We start from the raw sequence: 17,261 nt of genomic DNA on the forward strand, positions 1-17,261 counted from the left end.
GCGCTGACCAGACCTGCCGGACGCGGACCCCGTTCCGTAGGGCACAATCCGCTGTTGTCGTGGGGGAGTTGCAAGGCGGTGGCCAAAGGCTTCGGAGCCGGTCGCCGAACGTGAGGGCCCGGGGTCGAGGGCCGAGGACCATGAGGGTCGTGGGGAAGGCAGGCGTCGGGCGTGGCGGTGCAGGAGGCGAGACAGGGCGGCGAGCACATCGGTGCCCACGGAGGGGGCTGCACCTGCGGGGACTGCCCGCACGGAGCACGCGAGGGGCATCGGCGCGCGGTCGCCGCGTTCCTGGTCAAGCGGGACGGCTTCGCGGCCGGGGAGGGGCTGCCCGCGGCGGTGGCGCACTCGGCGTCCGCCTCCCGGCAGTGGGTCTCGGACGAGCTGACCCAGTCCGCCGACGTCGTCGCCGAACGCGGTCGCGCCGAGGGCGGCGCCTGGCTGGCCCGCCTGTGGCACCGCACGGCCTTCGCGGTGTGGAGCGCCTTCGTCGTGCTGCTCCTGGTGCAGGCGCTCACCGCGATCGGCGCGGGCTGGACGGCGGCCCGCACGGCCGGACTGCTGGCCGCGCTCGTGGTCGCCGGCACGGTGACCGCCGCCTCCTGGTTCCACCGGGCGCGCGGCGGGGCGCTGGCGCCGGTCATCGGTGAGGACAACCGGCTGTCGACCTCCCGCGCGGTGGCCGTGTCCTGGGTGCTGTTCGTGGCGTACGCGGTGCTGGTCCTGGCCGGCCGCCTCGCCGCCGCCTCCGACCACGCCGAACGCGACGCGCTCATCTCCGGCCTCGAACTCGCCCGCGGCGCCGGTGTGGTGACCGTCCTCGCCGTGGTCTGCGCGATCGCCGTGCTCGTCCGCCGGGTCGTCGGTCTGCGGGTCCTGGGCCAGCGCCTCCAGAAGATCCCCGCCGACCGCCCCCGCGCCGCCGACCTCCTCACCGACGACGCGGGCCGCGGCACCTTCGCCGACATCCAGTACGTCGCGATCAGCGCCGTCGCCCTCGTCTTCGTCGCCGTACGCCTCGCCCGCCGCCCCGACCAACTGCCCGACCTGCCCTGGGGGTTGGCGGTCGTCGTCCTCATCTCCGCCGCGACGTACCTGGCCGGTAAGTACGCGGAGGGCGGCCGTCCGGTCATCCTCTCGGTGGTGCGCTCCCGCGAGGCGGGCGACCTCGACGCCCCCATCCGCACCGGCGACGACATCGAGATCCGCGGCGCCGGCTTCGTCCCCCCGGGTGCCCAGACCGCCGACCGCCTCTCCCGCATGGTCGTCCGCATCGGCCCGGTCAACGTCCACGTCCCCCTGGTCCCCGTCACCGGCGGCTTCTCCAACCCCACCGACACCCTCCTGACCGTCCCCGTCCCGGTCGACGTCGAGCCCGGACGCGTGGAGGTCCAGGTGGTCACCGCGGCGGGCGTGGAGACGAACGCCTGCGTGGTCGACGTGACGGACTGACGCCACCCATGGGCGACGTCGAGCGACCGACGCGGGCCCACTTCTGAATATCCACAGAAGCGGGCCGACCGGCGCCCGAGCTCTGCCAAAGTCCGAAAAACTGTCCGAAGCATGGTTGAGCGGGTCCCCCTTTTCGTACGTATGGTCTGTTGAGGGGTCAACGGCGGCGAGAGGCGGCTAAGGGCGATGACTCACAGCACTCGAATGGATACGCAAACCCCGTACCTCGACGGCGACCGGAGCTGGCGCGACACCGCCACCCGATACGCCCTGCTCCCACTGCGCGTCTTCCTCGGCGTCACCTTCATCTACGCGGGCCTGGACAAACTCACCGACAGCGCCTTCATGAAGTCCTCCGGCGCGGGCTCGATCGGCGAGACGATGCGCGCGGTCCGCGACTCGTCGGCGATCCCGGCCCTGGTCGACCTGTCCCTGAAGAGCCCCGTCGGCTTCGGCTACGCCATCGCCTTCGGTGAACTCGCCGTCGGCATCGGCACGTTGATCGGTCTGCTGGCCCGCCTCGCCGCACTCGGCGGCGCGCTGATCTCGCTCAGCCTGTGGCTCACCATCAGCTGGGCCAACGACCCCTACTACTACGGCAACGACCTCGCCTATCTGATGGCCTGGCTGCCCCTCGTCCTCGCGGGCGCCTCGGTGTTCTCCTTCGACGCGGCGATCCGAGCGAGGCGAAGGCAGCGGGCGGGAGGCTACCGGTAGCCCCTGAGGGGGAGCCGGCGGTGACGGAGTCCTGGGGCCCGGCCCCTGGGACTCGGTCACCGCGTTCTCGCCGGGCGGGCCCTCGGCCCCGTCCGTAGACGATCGTCAGCCGGATATGTCCGGACCGGGGTCGGCCGTGTTCCTACGGCCGGCCCTTCGGTGTCGGCGGATCGCGCCGTTGACGCCCGCCACCACCCCGGCCAGCAGCAGGCCGATCACCACCAGCGGGATCACCGCGAACCACTCGGTCACCCACAGCCCGCCCGCGTCCCCGGCGTAGACCACGCCCGCGGCGACGAGGAAGAGGCCGATCACCAGCTTCCCGGGCTGGAACTCATGACGCAGCACGGCTGACCTCCGCCTGTCCGACGCCGACATGGAGGTCCAGGTCCAGCGTGCCCGTGCTCTTGACGCCCGCCGCCGGGCTCAGGGTGATCTGCTGCCGCTTGTCCGGCTCCACGTCCACGTCCTTCTTGTCGTCACCGGGCAACTGGATGTCTCCCACGCCCACTCTCACCGTCAGCTCCACCGTCACGTCCGAGGGCACGATCACCTTCAACTGCCCGACGCCCACCTCGGCTTCGGCCGAGACCGTCTGCCCCTTCGTCAGCTTCAGTCTGGTCAGGTCGAGCGTGCCCACGCCGTTCCCGAGGTCGTACTTCGGCTGTATCTGGGCCACCGCCGCGGGCTGCCAGGTGAGGCGCTCCCAGTGCGTGGTGAGGTCCTTGGGCAGGGCCGCCGAGGCGGCGAGCAGGCCGGCCGTGACGATCGCGAGGAACACCGAGCCCGCCCCCGTACGCCCCGCGAACGCGCTGATCGCGATCCCCAGACCGAAGACGACGAGCGCACCGGCCAGGCCCGCCTGCAGGCTGGTGCCGAGCTCCTGGTCGTTCCACTTCGCGGCCGCGCCCAGGCCCCCCGCGAACAGTGCGAGCAGGAACACCCAGCCGCCGATCCAGCGCGGGCCGCGCGGTTTCGGAGGTGCCGGGCGCGGGCTGCGCTGATCCTCGCGCCAGTGCGGGTACGAGGGGCCGAGGCTGATGTGGATCGCGTCCGCGATGTCCCGGTCGCGGGAGTCGCCGGGGCCCCACAGATAACCGGTGCCACCGACGTGTGTGCCGTCCTTGACGATCGGATCACGCCACCAGGACGGGTAGGAGGCGACCACCGGCGGCGCCTGGGCCTCCGGCGGGGCATCGGCGACGGCCTGCGCGGCCAGCGGGTCGGGGTCGGGGGCGCCGCGCTGCTGCGACCAGTACCCCGCGCCCGCCAGCAGGAGGGAGAGGACGACGGCGAAGGTCAGCACACTCGCGTTGTTCAGCATCGACAGGAACACACCGCAGCCGACCAGCGCGAACAGCACGGCGGCCAGGGCCTGGCCGTCCACGCGGCCGGTGAAGAGCTTGCGGACCTCGTTCTCCTCCTCGTCGTCGTACGGGACGAAGAGCCACGCGAAGCCGTAGAAGATGAGGCCGATGCCGCCCGTCGCGGAGAGCACGGCGAGGGTGATCCGGAAGATCACCGGGTCCATGTCGCACTGCCGCCCCAGCCCCGCGCACACCCCCGCGAGCACCTTCGACCGCCGGTCCCGCCGGAACCGGTGCACAGCCGCGCCCGCGCTGCCGCCGCCGGGCACCGCACCCGGCGAGGAGGCGGCACCCGCGCCGGGCACGGCGTCCCGCGGCCCGGCGCCCGCTGGCGGACGTGGGCCGGAGCCGGGTCCCGGACCCGTCGCGGCGTGCTCGTGATCTGTCATGCGTCCATGCTGCCCGCCGCGAGGCGCCGATGGCAGTCGGGACGACCCTGGCCGAACCCTGAAATCGGCCCCGACCCGGACCGGGGGAGTGTTCGACGACGACCCCGACACCGCTCTTACCCCGCTCCGACACCGCGAAAGGCCCCCACAGCGCCTCGTATTCGAAGATCAGGGGAGTCTCGGGGGTCCACCCTGATGCCCACAACGGCGGGGCGTGTGAACATCGGTGGCATGCCGGAAGCCGCAGCACTGCCCGTCGAGGACCCGCGGCCGCCGCGCAAGCTCTACCGCAGCAGTGACGNGCTGGCTCGGCGGGGTGGCGCGGGGGCTCGCCGGGCATCTCGGGCTGCCGGTGATCTGGGTGCGGCTGGTGTTCGTGGGGCTGTTCCTCGCGGACGGACTGGGCGCGTTGTTGTACGCCTCGTTCTGGTTCTTCGTGCCGCTCGGCGTCGGCGGGGTCGCCGGTCAGCGACCCCCGTCCCTCGTCTCCACCGAGACCTCGCCGGACGGCCGCCGCAGACTCGTCGCCCGCAAGCCGGACAAGGGCCAGATCGTTGCCCTCCTCCTCATGGTCGTCGTGGCGCTGGTCTTCGTCGGCAATGTGAACCTGGGCAGCGGAGCCAAGGCCTATCTCTTCCCGGTCGTCCTCGTCGGCGCGGGCGTCGCCCTCGTCTGGCGCCAGGCGGACAACGCCCGCCGGGCCCGCTGGGCCGAGGTCGGCAGCCGTCGCCGTACGCTCAGCCTGCTGCGCGCGGGCGGTGGTGTCCTGCTGGTCACCGCCGGTGCCACCGCGATCTTCGTGCTCCAGGGCTCCGCCGCCCACCTCGGCTCGGTCCTCCAGGCCGCCCTCGCGGTCCTCGTCGGCATCACGCTGCTCGCCGGCCCGTACCTGGTGCGGATGACCCAGGACCTCTCCGAGGAGCGCCTGATGCGCATCCGCGCTCAGGAGCGCGCCGAGGTCGCCGCCCATGTCCACGACTCCGTGCTGCACACCCTGACCCTGATCCAGCGCAACGCGGAGAGTCCCAACGAAGTGCGCCGCCTGGCCCGCGCCCAGGAGCGCGACCTGCGCGCCTGGCTCTACAAACCGGAGGGCACCGGCAAGGACGAGGCCGACGAACCCGACACCCTCGCCGAGGCCGTGCGCCGCAGCGCGGCCGAGGTCGAGGACAAGCACGGCGTCCCCATCGAGGTCGTCGTCGTCGGCGACTGCCCCCTCGACGACGGGATCGGCGCCCAGATGCAGGCCGCGCGCGAGGCGATGGTGAACGCGGCCAAGTACGGTGGCGAGGGCGGCGCCGTACAGGTCTACGCCGAGGTGGAAGGGAAGAAGGTCTTCGTGTCCGTCCGCGACCGCGGACCGGGCTTCGACCTCGACTCGATACCCGCCGACCGCATGGGCGTCAGAGAATCGATCATCGGCCGTATGGAGCGACACGGCGGCACGGCACGGCTGCGCGCCGTGCCGGACGGCGGTACCGAGGTCGAGCTGGAGATGGAGAGGGCGGAGAAGACGTCATGAGCGACGCGACCGAGACGAACGAACCGGCGGAGCCGACCGGCGGGAGCGCGGGCGGGCGTCACGTGCGCGTGGTCCTCGTCGACGACCACCGCATGTTCCGTACGGGGGTCCAGGCCGAGATCGGCCGCACCGAGGAGACCGGTGTCGAGGTGGTCGGCGAGGCCGCGGACGTCGACCAGGCGGTCACGGTCATCACCGCGACCCGCCCCGAGGTGGTCCTCCTCGACGTCCATCTCCCGGGCGGCGGCGGGGTCGAAGTCCTGCGCCGCTGCGCCCCGTTGATGAGCGACGCCGAGCAGCCCGTCCGCTTCCTCGCGCTGTCCGTGTCGGACGCGGCGGAGGACGTGATCGGGGTGATCCGCGGCGGTGCGCGCGGCTACGTCACCAAGACGATCACCGGCACGGACCTCGTCAACTCCGTCTTCCGGGTCCAGGAGGGCGACGCGGTCTTCTCGCCCCGGCTGGCCGGCTTCGTCCTCGACGCCTTCGCGTCGACCGACGCCCCGCCGGTCGACGAGGACCTCGACCGCCTCACCCAGCGCGAGCGCGAGGTGCTCCGCCTCATCGCGCGCGGCTACGCCTACAAGGAGATCGCCAAGCAGCTGTTCATCTCGGTGAAGACGGTCGAGTCCCATGTCTCGGCGGTGCTCCGCAAGCTCCAGTTGTCGAACCGGCACGAGCTGACGCGGTGGGCGACGGCACGCCGACTGGTGTGACCCGTAAGGGAGTTCACCGGGGGGCCATCGGGGGAATCCCCTGAGCCTGAGGGATCCCCTGGGAGTTCACACCACGCGTGTCGCCCCCGCGAACGGCATCTGGTCGATCGGCGCCAGCCGTACCGGAGCGGTCGGGTTCGGGGCGTGGATCATCTGGCCGTCGCCGACGTAGATGCCGACGTGACTGATGCCCGAGTAGAAGAACACCAGGTCGCCGGGGCGCAGTTCGTCCCGCGAGACCCGCTGTCCGGCGTTGATCTGGGCGTAGGTCGTGCGGGGCAGGGAGACACCGGCGGAGTTGTAGGCGGCCTGCACGAGGCCCGAGCAATCGAAGGCGTTCGGGCCCGTCGCGCCCCACACGTAGGGGCTGCCGAGCTTCTGGTAGGCGTAGGAGACGGCCGCCGCCGCACGGGAGTTGGGGGCGTCGGACGCGGCGGCCGAGGAGACGGGCGCGGCCAGCGCACCGCGTGCCGCGGTCGACGACCGTGACGCGCGGCCGGTGCCGTCGGCGGTACCGCCCACGACCTGGGCCCGCTGCTGCGGAGGCAGCGTCGCCAGCAGTCGGCGTGCCTGGTCCAGCTTCCCGTTGATGGTCTTCTTCTGCCTGCCGAGCTCCGCCTGCCGGGACTTCAGCGAGGTCAGCTCGATGTGCGCGGCACCGCGCAACTGCTCGATCTCCCGGAGCTGTTGCCGTACGAGAGCGACGGCCGCCGTCTGCCGGTGGCCCACCCGGTCGGCGAACTCGGCGCCGTCCAGATACCGTTCGGGGTCGTCGGAGAGCATGAGCTGCACCGCGGGGTCGATCCCGCCGCTGCGGTACTGGGCAGCCGCTACGTAACCCAGCGAGTCCCGCGCCGAGTTGAGCTTCTCCGTCCTGCGCGCCGCCTCGTCCCGCAGGGTGTTCAACTGCTTCTCGGCCGCGTCCGCCTTCTCCTTCGCGCCGTCGTACTTCTCGGTCGCGACCTCCGCCTCCTGGTACAGCGTGTCCACCTTGGCCTTGACCTGTGTCGGCGTCAGCTGCGGCTCGGCGTGCGAGGTCCCGTCGAAGCCCGTCGCCGTAGCCGCGCCCGCGAGGGCGATCGTGGCCGCGGTACGGGCCGTATGACCGCTGAGCGGGCGCTGTCGGGCCTTGCGGTGCGCTGCCACGTGGACTGCACGTCCTTTCGTACGACCGCCGGGGGAGCGGGCGATTGAGCGTCCGGCGGCGGCCTGCACAGGGGGAGCGGGCCGCCGCCGGACTTCTCGGCGGTGGTGTCCGGCTGCCGCCCCTGGTCCGGGCGGCGGTGGGGAGCCGGTCACCTGGTGGAGGACGCTAAACCTGATGGTTGCGGCGCGGTAACGCATGCGCGGAACTGACGTGAGGTGACCGGGAATTGACCATCAGTGACTGTGATCCCGGACCGGGCCCGCCGCCTTCGCGTGGCGCGCTGACCGATGCGGCGGTTCGGGCGCGGGACGGTCCGACGCGATGCTATGGGCCGCATATATGCACGGGCATCGGGGCGCTACGAGGGAGTACGGATACGAGGCACCAGGGAGTGCGGATACGAGGCACTACGGAGGGGCGGTGTCGGCCGGCCTCAGGGCCCCTGATTAGGCTCCGGCCCCATGGACGTACTCATCCATCTCTTCGTCGGCCTGCACATCATCGGCATCGCGGCGCTGCTCGGCGGTTTCCTCACCCAGATGAAGGCGATGGGCCAGGGCACGGCCCGCTTCGTCCCCGGCATGCTGCACGGCGCGCTGACCATGCTGGTCACCGGCGCGATCCTGGTCGGCCTCAACCAGGCCGACGACCAGCACGTCAACAACATCAAGATCGGCATCAAGCTCGCGCTGCTGATCGTGATCCTCGGCCTCGTCTATGTGAAGCGGGACGAGGAGAGCGTCGACAAGAGCCAGTTCGCGCTGGTGGGCGGGCTCACCATGGTGAACGTCTTCATCGCGGTCCTGTGGACGTGACCCCGGACGTGCCCGCGCGATAGAACCGGACCGTCCCCGCCGCGACCACCAGCCACGCCGCCACCGCGATCCACAGCACCACCTCCCCGGGCGTCCGCAGCCACCCGACGTCCACGGCGGTTCCCACGGAGAGCATGGTCACCGCCGTCATCCCGAGCGGGAACACCGTCGACCAGCGGCGCACGTCGTAGCGCAGCCGGGGCCAGGCGACCTCGGCGGCCAACAGGACGACGCACCAGGCCACATCGAGCACCAGCAGCGTCACGGTCACGGCCCGCAGGACGCCCCGGTCGTCGGAGTTCCACAGGTACAGGCGCGCGTTGTCGGCGGCGATCAGCTTCGACCCGGCCAGCGCCGATACGGCCAGTGCGCCGCCGACGATCCAGTGGTCACCGGTCCCGATGATCACCTGCCGCCATTCGAAGCGGGCCAGCGCGAACCCGTAGAGCACCAGCCCGAGCCAGAACAGCACCAGCGCCGTGTGCGCGAGCCAGGCCACCGACTCGGCCGCGGCGATCGTCGCCCCCAGCACGGCCAGCGACTGCGTGGCCACACAGCCCAGGAAGACCGTCCCGGGCATCCGCCCCCGCCAGTTCCCCACGACCCGCACGAGCAGCCCCGGCCACAGCACCACGGCCGACGCCAACAGTGCCTCGGCCACCGTCTGCCAGCCCGCGATCGAGAACCGCGTCCCCAGGACGGCGGTCGCTGCCACGGCGGTCAGCGCACCGGGCGTTCCCGCCTCCGTGAGCCACCTCGGCCGGTCCGACAGCAGTCGTACGACGAAGTCCACGGCCAGGCCCAGCCAGAACGCGCAGGCCACCGCGAAGGCGATACGGGACAGCACCTCGTACCCCGTGACATGCAGGCCGACCGACACGATCGCGGTCGCCATCACGACGGCCCCGGCCGCCGGCGGACGCTGCGCCCACCAGGCGCGGAAGCGGGAGAAACCGGTATCGGGCATGGCCCGATGCTAGGGAGCGGCCCCCACGGGGACGACGGGCCACGCGCGCGGGGACGTCAAAAACATCTGCACGCGTGCGGGAACGTCAAAAACATCTGCACGCGTGCGTGGTGGCCCAAAACGCCCTCACGCGTGCGTGGCGCTCTGCCTCGCCCCGGCACTCTGCGCCGCTACGTCAAAACGCCCTCACGCGTGCGTGGCGCTCGAAAACACCCTCACGCGCGCGTACGGACTCCGCTCAGGCCGGCCGCACCACGCCGTGGACGGTCGCCGTGCCGTCGTAGTGGATCGATTCCTCGCGGACGTAGGTGCCGGGCTTCGGGGCGTGGATCATCATGCCGTCGCCTACGTAGACACCGACATGGCTGACCTCGTCGTGGAAGTGGAAGAAGACAAGGTCGCCGGGTTGTGCGTCGGCCAGGGGGACCGTCGTGCCGGCGTCGATCTGGTCGGTGATGATGCGCGGGAGGGTGACTCCGGCCGCCTTCCACGCGGCCTGGGCGAGGCCCGAGGAGTCGTAGGAGCCCGGTCCTGCGGCGCCCCAGACGTACGGCTTGCCGACCTGGGCGCGGGCGAAGGCGATGGCCTGCCCCGCGAGTGCCGCCGCTTCGTTTCGCCGCTCCCGCGCGGCCAGTTGGGACAACAGGGCGCGTGCGGTGGAGAGTTTCCGCTGGACGGTGGCCTTGGCTGTTCCGAGGTCGCTTCGCGTCTCGTCGGTGGTGCGGAGGCTCTCGGTCGCCTCCTGGGGCTTCCGCGTCGTGGTGGACCGCTCCGTGAGGTGCGCGTCGGTCGCGTTCCTCCGGCGGGCGGTCAGTCGGCTCATCAACTGGGCCTGGTCGTAGTGGTCGTGCGGGGTGGCGGCGAACGAACTCGGCTGTTCCCGCACGGAGTTGATCTTCTGCGTGCGCTTGGCCGAACCGCGCCTCTCGGTCGCTGAATCCGCCCGGCGGTAGAGGTCGTCGATCTTCTGCTCGACCTCTCCGAGGCTCTGGTTGCCGCCGTCGTCGGCGGGGGTCCATATGCCTGCGATGCGGGAGCCCGTGGAACGCGGCTTGCGGTGCGACGACGCCAAGGCGGCGACTCCTTCCGAGGTCGGTGGGGGCCGTGGAGCTTGACGGCGTAGCCGCGGAGCCTGATCGAACGCTAACCAATATGTGTGGCTTGTGTGAAGGTCGATGGTCGATATGCCCGGTACGTTTCCGTGACGTCGGTCATGTGTCCGCCTGGCCGTCGCCGATCGTGATCGACCGGTTCTCGACCGTGAATTTCCCCGAGTTCTCGGGGTGGCGGCCGGTTGTCAGTGGGGCGCCCTAAACTCGGAGAGCGATGAGCAGCCTCTTTGACGACAGCTTCCTGGCGGACCTCCAGCCCCCTCGGGGCCATGACGAAGAACCCCCGCCACCGCCCGACGACGAGTACGGACCGGAGCAGGCTCCGGACGACCTGTTCGCGGGCGGGTTCGACGTGCCCGCGAGCAGGGACGCCTACTACCGGGACGGCGCCCCACGCCCCGCGGTGGACCCGGCCGCACTCCTGGAAGGGCTGAACGAGAACCAGCGCGCGGCCGTCGTCCACTCCGACACCCCGCTGCTCATCGTGGCCGGCGCCGGCTCCGGCAAGACCCGCGTCCTCACCCACCGCATCGCCTACCTCCTCGGCGAGCGCCATGTGCACCCCGGCCAGATCCTCGCGATCACCTTCACCAACAAGGCCGCGGGCGAGATGAAGGAGCGCGTCGAGCAACTCGTCGGCCCGCGCGCCAACGCGATGTGGGTGATGACCTTCCACAGCGCGTGCGTGCGCATCCTGCGCCGCGAGTCCAAGAAGCTCGGCTTCACGTCCTCCTTCTCGATCTACGACGCCGCCGACTCCAAGCGCCTCATGGCCCTGGTCTGCCGCGACCTGGACCTCGACCCCAAGAAGTTCCCGCCGAAGTCCTTCAGCGCCAAGATCAGCAACCTGAAGAACGAGCTGATCGACGAGGAGGACTTCGCCGCCCGGGCGGCCGACGGTTTCGAGAAGACCGTCGCCCAGGCCTACGCGATGTACCAGTCGCGGCTGCGCGAGGCCAACGCCCTCGACTTCGACGACCTGATCATGACGACGGTCAACCTGCTGCGCGCCTTCCCGGACGTCGCCGAGCACTACCGCCGCCGCTTCCGGCACGTCATGGTCGACGAGTACCAGGACACCAACCACGCGCAGTACGCGCTGGTGCGCGAGCTGGTCGGTACCGGCGCGCACGACGAGGACGTACCACCCGCCGAACACGACCTGCCGCCCGCCGAGTTGTGCGTCGTGGGTGACGCCGACCAGTCGATCTACGCCTTCCGGGGCGCGACGATCCGCAACATCCTCCAGTTCGAGGAGGACTACCCGAACGCGACGACGATCCTCCTTGAGCAGAACTACCGCTCCACCCAGACGATCCTCTCCGCCGCCAACGCGGTCATCGAGCGCAACGAGTCCCGCCGCCCCAAGAACCTGTGGACCAACGCGGGCGCGGGTGCGCAGATCACCGGCTATGTCGCCGACACCGAGCACGACGAGGCGCAGTTCGTCGCCGAGGAGATAGACCGTCTCACCGACGCGGGCGACGCGAAGGCCGGCGATGTCGCCGTCTTCTACCGGACGAACGCCCAGTCCCGCGTCTTCGAGGAGATCTTCATCCGCGTCGGCCTGCCGTACAAGGTCGTCGGCGGGGTGCGCTTCTACGAGCGCAAGGAGGTCCGGGACGTCCTGGCCTACCTGCGCGTGCTGGCCAACCCGGAGGACTCGGTGCCGCTGCGCCGCATCCTCAACGTCCCCAAGCGCGGCATCGGCGAGCGCGCCGAGGCGATGATCGACGCCCTCTCGCAGCGCGAGAAGATCAGCTTCCCGCAGGCGTTGCGGCGCGTCGACGAGGCGTACGGCATGGCCGCGCGGTCGACGAACGCGGTCAAGAAGTTCAACACGCTGATGGAGGACCTCCGTACGATCGTCGACTCCGGCGCGGGCCCGGCGACGGTCCTGGAGGCGATCCTCGAACGCACCGGCTACCTCGCGGAGTTGCAGGCCTCCACCGACCCGCAGGACGAGACCCGGATCGAGAACCTCCAGGAACTCGCCGCCGTGGCCCTGGAGTTCGAACAGGAGAACAGTTCAGGGGAGGGCGAGAGCGAGACTCCGGTCGGGCTCGCCGCTTTCCTGGAGCGGGTGGCGCTGGTCGCCGACTCCGACCAGATCCCCGACGAGGACGAGGACGGCTCCGGAGTCATCACGCTGATGACTCTCCACACCGCCAAGGGACTCGAGTTCCCGGTGGTCTTCCTCACCGGCATGGAGGACGGCGTCTTCCCGCACATGCGCGCCCTCGGCCAGGCCAAGGAGCTGGAGGAGGAGCGGCGCCTCGCGTACGTGGGCATCACGCGCGCGCGGGAACGCCTGTACCTCACCCGCTCGTCACTGCGCAGTGCCTGGGGGCAGCCGTCGTACAACCCGCCCTCCCGCTTCCTGGAGGAGATCCCGGCGGCGCACGTGGAGTGGAAGCGGACCGGCGCGATGGCGGCTCCGCCGTCGACGGGCCCGGCCTCGGGCATCGCGGCCTCGCTGTCGTCGACCCGCTCGCGCTCGTCGGCCTCGGGCGCGTCGGGCTTCGCCACCCGCCGTACGTCGGAGAAGCCGGTCGTGGCGCTGGCGGTCGGCGACCGGGTCACGCACGACCAGTTCGGGCTCGGCACGGTGGTCGGCGTGAGCGGCACGGGGGCGAACGCGGAGGCGACGGTCGACTTCGGGGAGCCCAAGCCGAAGCGCCTGCTGCTGCGGTACGCGCCGGTGGAAAAGCTGTAGGAAGAAGGGGAGTTACGTCGGGTCGAGCCCGTGGCTGCGAAGCCACGGGAGCGGGTCGATCGCCGCCCCGCCCGCCGGCCGTACCTCGAAGTGCAGGTGCGGACCGGTGGAGTTGCCGGAGTTCCCGGAGTACGCGATCGGGTCGCCGGCCTTCACCGTCGTCCCCGGGGCGACGCGGTAGCTGGAGAGGTGGCAGTACCACGTCTCCGTGCCGTCCTTCTCGGTGAGGATCAGCATGTTGCCGTAGGCGCTGTTCCACTTCGTGCTGACGACGCCGTCGGTCGCGGCCATCACCGTCGTGCCGTACGAGACGGGGAAGTCGATGCCGGTGTGCACGGACATCCAGTTGACGCCGGCCTGTCCGAAGTAGGCGCTGAGGCCCCGCTGCGTCACCGGCAGCGCGTACTTGGGGCGCAGCCGCTCCTTGCGGGCCGCCTCGGCCGCCGCCTTCTTCTTCTCGGCTTCCTGCTGGGCCTTGAGGTCGATACGTTCCTGCGTACGGCTGGCCCGGTCGGCGAAGTCGTCGGCACCGGCCGACAGGCTCTTGATCTGGGCGTCCAGCTTGTTGTTCGCGACGGACGGTTTCACCGTGGTCGCGTCGGAGGCGGACGCCGTCGAGTCACTGCTCCCGGTCAGCGTGCCGACGGACGCGGCGGCGATACCGGCGACCCCCATCACACACGCGGACGGTACGGCGATGGTCATCAGCGCGGAGCGCTTCGGGGGCGTACGGCGCCGGGAACGGCTCCCGCCCCGGGACGCGGCGCGCGAGGCGGTCGCCGGGGCCGGGGTGAACTCCTCCTGGTCGTCGAGGAGTTCGGGGTAGGGCTGGGACCCGTCCTGCTCCGGCTCGGCCTCGTCGAGGGCGGGCAGCTCGCCGGTCGCCGTCAACTCGCCGTCTTCTGGGGCGACTTCGTCGTACGCGTCGTCGTACGTCTCGTCGTATGTCTCGCTGTACGTCTCTTCGTGCGACGCCTGCTCGAAGGTGGTCGTCGCGTCGGCGGGGCTCCCGTCGGCGTTCCACTGCGTGGCGTCGTAGGCGCCGGTGTCGAAGGCCTGCGTGCCCCATTCCCAGTGCTGGGTCTGGTCGGCGGCAGGGGCGGCGGAGTGGGCCGACTGGTCAGGCTGGAGCCAGGTGTTCGCGTCCCACTGCCCGCTGATGTCGGGGGCGCCGGTCTGCGGCGGGATGGCGGAGAGCTGCTGGTAGTCGGCGGACCAGGCGGTGGTCTCGTAGGCGCCCGTGTCGTAGGCGGCGTGGTGCTGGGCCGCGTACGGGTCGTAGTTCAGGGTGTGTTGGGCACCTGTGGACCAGGCCGAGGAGTCGTAGCCGCCGGTGGTGTGCGACCCGGTGTCGTGACTGTGGCCGTTGCCCGGCATGTCGCCGAAGAGGGGGTCGGTGGCGAAGCTCGCGGTGGCCTGGCCGCCGTCCGCGCCCGGGTGAAAACCCGTGGCGGTGTGGTCGCCGTACGTGGTGAAGTCACCGAACTGGGCATCCTGCCCGCCGTACGACGCGTAGTGCGCCGAGGTGGCATCGGAAGCCGGAGCCGGGGTGGTCATGGTCCCCGACGGGTGACGATCGTTCACCAACTTCTCTATTCGCCTCGACAACAGGGGCTGCCAGAGCAGTGCGGCGACTGTACCCGGCGGTATGCGGGCGCGACAATCTTCCTCAGGTTTCACGCTCGCCGGAAACGGGCATTCGGCCGTGTTTCGGGGGACGGCGGGCACGGGTTTGGCCTTGCGTTCGAATAACGTTCGAGGTCGGGGGGTGTGCGGTCGCTGTCCGCGCGCTGTGCAGACGCTTCGAGGGCACGCTTCGAAGGGCATGGAAATGCTTCCCGCGGTGGAGGCGGCGCGCGTTGACTGGCGGTGGTCGACGGGCATCCGACGGCATCCGACGTAGGGAGAGCGTGATGAGGGCGTGGAAACGTGCGGGGATCGCGGTCGTGCTGGCCGTGGCGACCGTCGGCATCGTGAGTCCGGCGGCATCGGCCGCGCCCGCGCCGTGGGACATCAGCCGGGCGCACCGGCCCGCGCCGACGCAGAGCGCGACGGTGTTCTCGGTCGGGGGCGCCGGCACCGTCAGCATCCGGTGCGGGACTCCCTGCTACCAGTAGGAGTCGCGCACCGCGGAAGCGCGACGCCGGTCAGGCCACCGTCAGGCCGCCCGTGTGGGTCGCCGCCGGGGTTTCCGTCCGTGGGGTGTCGAGGGCCTGGCGGATGCCGGTCGCGATGGTGGGGTGGACCGGCAGGGCGAGGTGGCCGATGCCGCTGACCTGTACGTTCTCCGCGAGCAGGTCGGGGTGGTCGATGCGGGCCGTCTCCAGCGGGTCCATCAGGTTGTCGAGGTCGCTCCAGAAGCTGACGAAGTGTGTACGGCAGCCGGGGGCGGGGCGGGTCAGTTCCTCGATCACCGGGGAGCCCGGGCGCATCTGGCGGACGATCGGGTGGGCGCTGGCCAGCGGGACCACGGCCGTACCGGAGTGCGGGGTGCCGAGCGTCACGAGTGTGCGGACCCGCAGGTCGCCGCCGAGCCGCTGCACGTAGTACCGCGCGATCAGCCCGCCGAGACTGTGCCCGACGATGTCGACCTCCCTGCTGCCCGTGCGCTCGCAGATCTCCTCGATGTGCCGGCCCAGCAGCTCGGCCGCGGTGCGGATGTCGCAGGTCAGCGGGGAGTAGTTGAGCGACTCGACCTGCCGGTGCCCGTGCTGGGCCAGCGAGCGGCGCAGCAGCACGAAGACCGAGCGGTTGTCGATGAACCCGTGCAGCAGCACCACCGGGGGCTTCGCCTCGGTCGGCAGCTGTGTCGCGTCCTCGGGCGAGGGCATCTCGGGCAGCGGCGCCCGGCGTTCCTGGGCCATGCCGGAGGGATAGAGGAGAAGGTGGCCCGCGAGGATCACGATCTCCAGGGCGGTCGCTTTCAGGAAGGTCATCGAGAGGCCGGCCAGCCTGCTGGGCAGGAGTCGCTGACAGAGGGGGAGAAAGGGCAGTGCCCCGGAGACCTTCATGGTCGACCTCCTGTCGGCACACGGAACGACAGCTCCGTCCCCCGTGTGCCCTCGTGGGAGGCCACCACGAGGACCATCGACGGTGCGCGAGAGGTGCGCGGGGTGAGCCCCGCGTGCCCTTCGTGCGTCTGCCGATGCGCCGTACCACCGCGCGGCGCGGCCTGCGGCGCGGTGGTACGGCGACCTCGTTGCGGCTCCCGGTGCGCTTGTTCCCGCTGGAACGCTGCGCGGTGAACGTGTCCCATCGTGTGATTTCCCCCTCGGTATCCGCCGCGAAACTGCCGGTTGCGGGATGCTGGAGATAACGTTCGTTCACTTCCCGCACTGACGCGGGTGCCGCGGTACCCGTGGGTAGGGATGAACGCAGTCGCTTCATGGAGGCAGTGATGGGTGTGGCAGCCGGTCCGATCCGCGTGGTGGTGGCCAAGCCGGGGCTCGACGGCCATGATCGCGGGGCCAAGGTGATCGCGCGGGCGCTGCGCGACGCCGGTATGGAGGTCATCTACACCGGCCTCCACCAGACCCCCGAGCAGATCGTCGACACCGCGATCCAGGAGGACGCCGACGCGATCGGCCTCTCCATCCTCTCCGGCGCCCACAACACCCTCTTCGCCGCGGTGATCGACCTCCTCGAACAGCGCGAGGCCGCGGACATCCTGGTCTTCGGCGGCGGCATCATCCCCGAGGCGGACATCACCCCTCTCAAGGAGAAGGGCGTCGCGGAGATCTTCACGCCCGGGGCGACGACGCAGGCGATCGTGGACTGGGTACGGGCGAACGTGCGGCAGCCGGCGGGCGCATAGACCCTTCGGCGAGAGGGGCTTCGTTTTTTGGTGCAGGCCGGCATCAGCCAGCCCGTCCGGCGTTTGAGGACGAGGCCGTTCAGGCCGAAGGGGGGTTTGGGGGCACAGCCCCCAAGCTTCTACGGCGCCTCCAACTCCCACGGCTTCTACGGCAACGGCAACTCCAACTCCTCCGACATCGCCGCGCGCAACCGCAACGTCGTCACGAGCCGCTGAAACGCCTCCGCCCAATACCCCCCCGCCCCCGGCGCCGCATCCTCCGACTCGTCCGGCACCGCCAGCAACCCGTCGAGCCGCCCCGCCTCGCCCGGATCGAGACACCGCTCGGCCAGCCCCATCACCCCACTGAAACTCCATGGATAACTCCCCGCGTCCCGCGCGATGTTGAGCGCGTCCACCACAGCCCGCCCCAGCGGCGCAGCCCACGGCACCGCACACACCCCGAGCAGCTGAAACGCCTCGGACAACCCCTGCGCCGCGATGAACCCGCCCACCCACTCGGCCCGTTCGCCCCCGCCCAGCGTGCT

14 protein-coding genes and 2 pseudogenes are annotated in these 17,261 nt (G+C 70.9%); 8 read left to right on the top strand and 8 right to left on the bottom strand.

The window, feature by feature from the left end:
• Window positions 1–171: 171 nt before the first annotated feature.
• Together JHN63_RS32900 and JHN63_RS32905 are read left to right on the top strand one after the other, a co-directional pair.
• Window positions 172–1,452 carry a hypothetical protein gene (locus JHN63_RS32900; protein ID WP_200687587.1) on the top strand — a complete coding sequence of 427 codons (1,281 nt, stop codon included), beginning with the start codon at window positions 172–174 and terminating at the stop codon, window positions 1,450–1,452.
• Between the two features lie 186 nt (window positions 1,453–1,638).
• The gene (locus JHN63_RS32905) at window positions 1,639–2,169 is read left to right on the top strand and encodes a DoxX family protein (RefSeq protein WP_200687589.1); all 531 of its coding nucleotides are present in this window, start codon (window positions 1,639–1,641) and stop codon (window positions 2,167–2,169) included.
• Between the two features lie 105 nt (window positions 2,170–2,274).
• On the opposite strand, the gene JHN63_RS32910 is transcribed toward JHN63_RS32905, so the two are convergent.
• Both JHN63_RS32910 and JHN63_RS32915 read right to left on the bottom strand, forming a co-directional pair.
• The gene (locus JHN63_RS32910) at window positions 2,275–2,517 is read right to left on the bottom strand and encodes a hypothetical protein (protein ID WP_200687591.1); all 243 of its coding nucleotides are present in this window, start codon (window positions 2,515–2,517) and stop codon (window positions 2,275–2,277) included.
• Complete coding sequence (locus JHN63_RS32915) at window positions 2,504–3,925, bottom strand: PspC domain-containing protein (protein ID WP_200687594.1); 1,422 nt, start codon at window positions 3,923–3,925, stop codon at window positions 2,504–2,506. Before JHN63_RS32915 ends, JHN63_RS32910 begins: the two co-directional genes overlap by 14 nt.
• Before the next feature lie 231 nt (window positions 3,926–4,156).
• On the opposite strand from JHN63_RS32915, the pseudogene JHN63_RS32920 reads away from it, so the two are divergent.
• Window positions 4,157–5,447, top strand: a pseudogene (locus JHN63_RS32920) (PspC domain-containing protein).
• Entirely contained in the window at window positions 5,444–6,163 is a 720-nt protein-coding gene (locus tag JHN63_RS32925; protein WP_019055616.1) for a response regulator transcription factor, read from the top strand. The pseudogene JHN63_RS32920 and the gene JHN63_RS32925 overlap by 4 nt, the downstream one beginning before the upstream one ends.
• A gap of 66 nt (window positions 6,164–6,229) precedes the next feature.
• Here JHN63_RS32925 and JHN63_RS32930 read toward each other — a convergent pair whose 3' ends face one another.
• Window positions 6,230–7,309, bottom strand: a complete 1,080-nt coding sequence (locus tag JHN63_RS32930; RefSeq protein ID WP_200687596.1) for a C40 family peptidase — start codon at window positions 7,307–7,309, stop codon at window positions 6,230–6,232.
• Between the two features lie 462 nt (window positions 7,310–7,771).
• Between JHN63_RS32930 and JHN63_RS32935 the strand changes: the two genes are divergently transcribed.
• Window positions 7,772–8,125, top strand: coding sequence for a hypothetical protein (locus JHN63_RS32935; RefSeq protein WP_200687598.1), 354 nt, complete (start codon window positions 7,772–7,774; stop codon window positions 8,123–8,125).
• On the opposite strand, the gene JHN63_RS32940 is transcribed toward JHN63_RS32935, so the two are convergent.
• Together JHN63_RS32940 and JHN63_RS32945 are read right to left on the bottom strand one after the other, a co-directional pair.
• Window positions 8,103–9,092 (bottom strand): tellurite resistance/C4-dicarboxylate transporter family protein, encoded by a 990-nt coding sequence (locus JHN63_RS32940; protein ID WP_200687601.1) that lies wholly within the window; start codon window positions 9,090–9,092, stop codon window positions 8,103–8,105. The genes JHN63_RS32935 and JHN63_RS32940 overlap by 23 nt on opposite strands.
• A gap of 238 nt (window positions 9,093–9,330) precedes the next feature.
• Window positions 9,331–10,164, bottom strand: coding sequence for an NlpC/P60 family protein (locus JHN63_RS32945; RefSeq protein ID WP_200687603.1), 834 nt, complete (start codon window positions 10,162–10,164; stop codon window positions 9,331–9,333).
• 254 nt (window positions 10,165–10,418) lie between these two features.
• Between JHN63_RS32945 and pcrA the strand changes: the two genes are divergently transcribed.
• The gene (pcrA, locus tag JHN63_RS32950; protein WP_200687605.1) at window positions 10,419–12,920 is read left to right on the top strand and encodes a DNA helicase PcrA; all 2,502 of its coding nucleotides are present in this window, start codon (window positions 10,419–10,421) and stop codon (window positions 12,918–12,920) included.
• Window positions 12,921–12,932: 12 nt separating this feature from the next.
• On the opposite strand, the gene JHN63_RS32955 is transcribed toward pcrA, so the two are convergent.
• Complete coding sequence (locus JHN63_RS32955) at window positions 12,933–14,477, bottom strand: M23 family metallopeptidase (RefSeq protein WP_200687608.1); 1,545 nt, start codon at window positions 14,475–14,477, stop codon at window positions 12,933–12,935.
• A 356-nt stretch (window positions 14,478–14,833) separates the two neighbouring features.
• Here JHN63_RS32955 and JHN63_RS32960 point away from each other — a divergent pair, with 356 nt between their 5' ends.
• A complete protein-coding gene (locus JHN63_RS32960) occupies window positions 14,834–15,037 on the top strand; it encodes a hypothetical protein (protein WP_200687611.1) in 204 nt (67 codons plus the stop codon).
• 30 nt (window positions 15,038–15,067) lie between these two features.
• Here JHN63_RS32960 and JHN63_RS32965 read toward each other — a convergent pair whose 3' ends face one another.
• Window positions 15,068–15,931: a triacylglycerol lipase gene (locus JHN63_RS32965; RefSeq protein WP_200687613.1), complete on the bottom strand. Its 864-nt coding sequence runs from the start codon at window positions 15,929–15,931 to the stop codon at window positions 15,068–15,070.
• Window positions 15,932–16,317: 386 nt separating this feature from the next.
• On the opposite strand from JHN63_RS32965, the gene JHN63_RS32970 reads away from it, so the two are divergent.
• The gene (locus JHN63_RS32970) at window positions 16,318–16,734 is read left to right on the top strand and encodes a cobalamin B12-binding domain-containing protein (protein ID WP_200687615.1); all 417 of its coding nucleotides are present in this window, start codon (window positions 16,318–16,320) and stop codon (window positions 16,732–16,734) included.
• Between the two features lie 146 nt (window positions 16,735–16,880).
• On the opposite strand, the pseudogene JHN63_RS32975 reads toward JHN63_RS32970, so the two are convergent.
• Window positions 16,881–17,261: pseudogene (locus tag JHN63_RS32975) on the bottom strand (hypothetical protein); the annotation flags it as partial.

Origin of the sequence: Streptomyces sp. MBT65 (assembly GCF_016612545.1) — a bacterium.
In the GTDB taxonomy this organism is placed as follows: Bacteria; Actinomycetota; Actinomycetes; order Streptomycetales; family Streptomycetaceae; genus Streptomyces.

Bases quoted from the DNA above. Each gene is read 5' to 3' on its own strand.
- JHN63_RS32905 (WP_200687589.1), top strand. From the start codon at position 1,639: ATGACTCACAGCACTCGAATGGATACGCAAACCCCGTACCTCGACGGC.
- JHN63_RS32915 (WP_200687594.1), bottom strand. From the start codon at position 3,925: ATGACAGATCACGAGCACGCCGCGACGGGTCCGGGACCCGGCTCCGGC.
- JHN63_RS32925 (WP_019055616.1), top strand. From the start codon at position 5,444: ATGAGCGACGCGACCGAGACGAACGAACCGGCGGAGCCGACCGGCGGG.
- JHN63_RS32935 (WP_200687598.1), top strand. From the start codon at position 7,772: ATGGACGTACTCATCCATCTCTTCGTCGGCCTGCACATCATCGGCATC.
- JHN63_RS32940 (WP_200687601.1), bottom strand. From the start codon at position 9,092: ATGCCCGATACCGGTTTCTCCCGCTTCCGCGCCTGGTGGGCGCAGCGT.
- pcrA (WP_200687605.1), top strand. From the start codon at position 10,419: ATGAGCAGCCTCTTTGACGACAGCTTCCTGGCGGACCTCCAGCCCCCT.
- JHN63_RS32955 (WP_200687608.1), bottom strand. From the start codon at position 14,477: ATGACCACCCCGGCTCCGGCTTCCGATGCCACCTCGGCGCACTACGCG.
- JHN63_RS32960 (WP_200687611.1), top strand. From the start codon at position 14,834: ATGAGGGCGTGGAAACGTGCGGGGATCGCGGTCGTGCTGGCCGTGGCG.
- JHN63_RS32965 (WP_200687613.1), bottom strand. From the start codon at position 15,931: ATGAAGGTCTCCGGGGCACTGCCCTTTCTCCCCCTCTGTCAGCGACTC.
- JHN63_RS32970 (WP_200687615.1), top strand. From the start codon at position 16,318: ATGGGTGTGGCAGCCGGTCCGATCCGCGTGGTGGTGGCCAAGCCGGGG.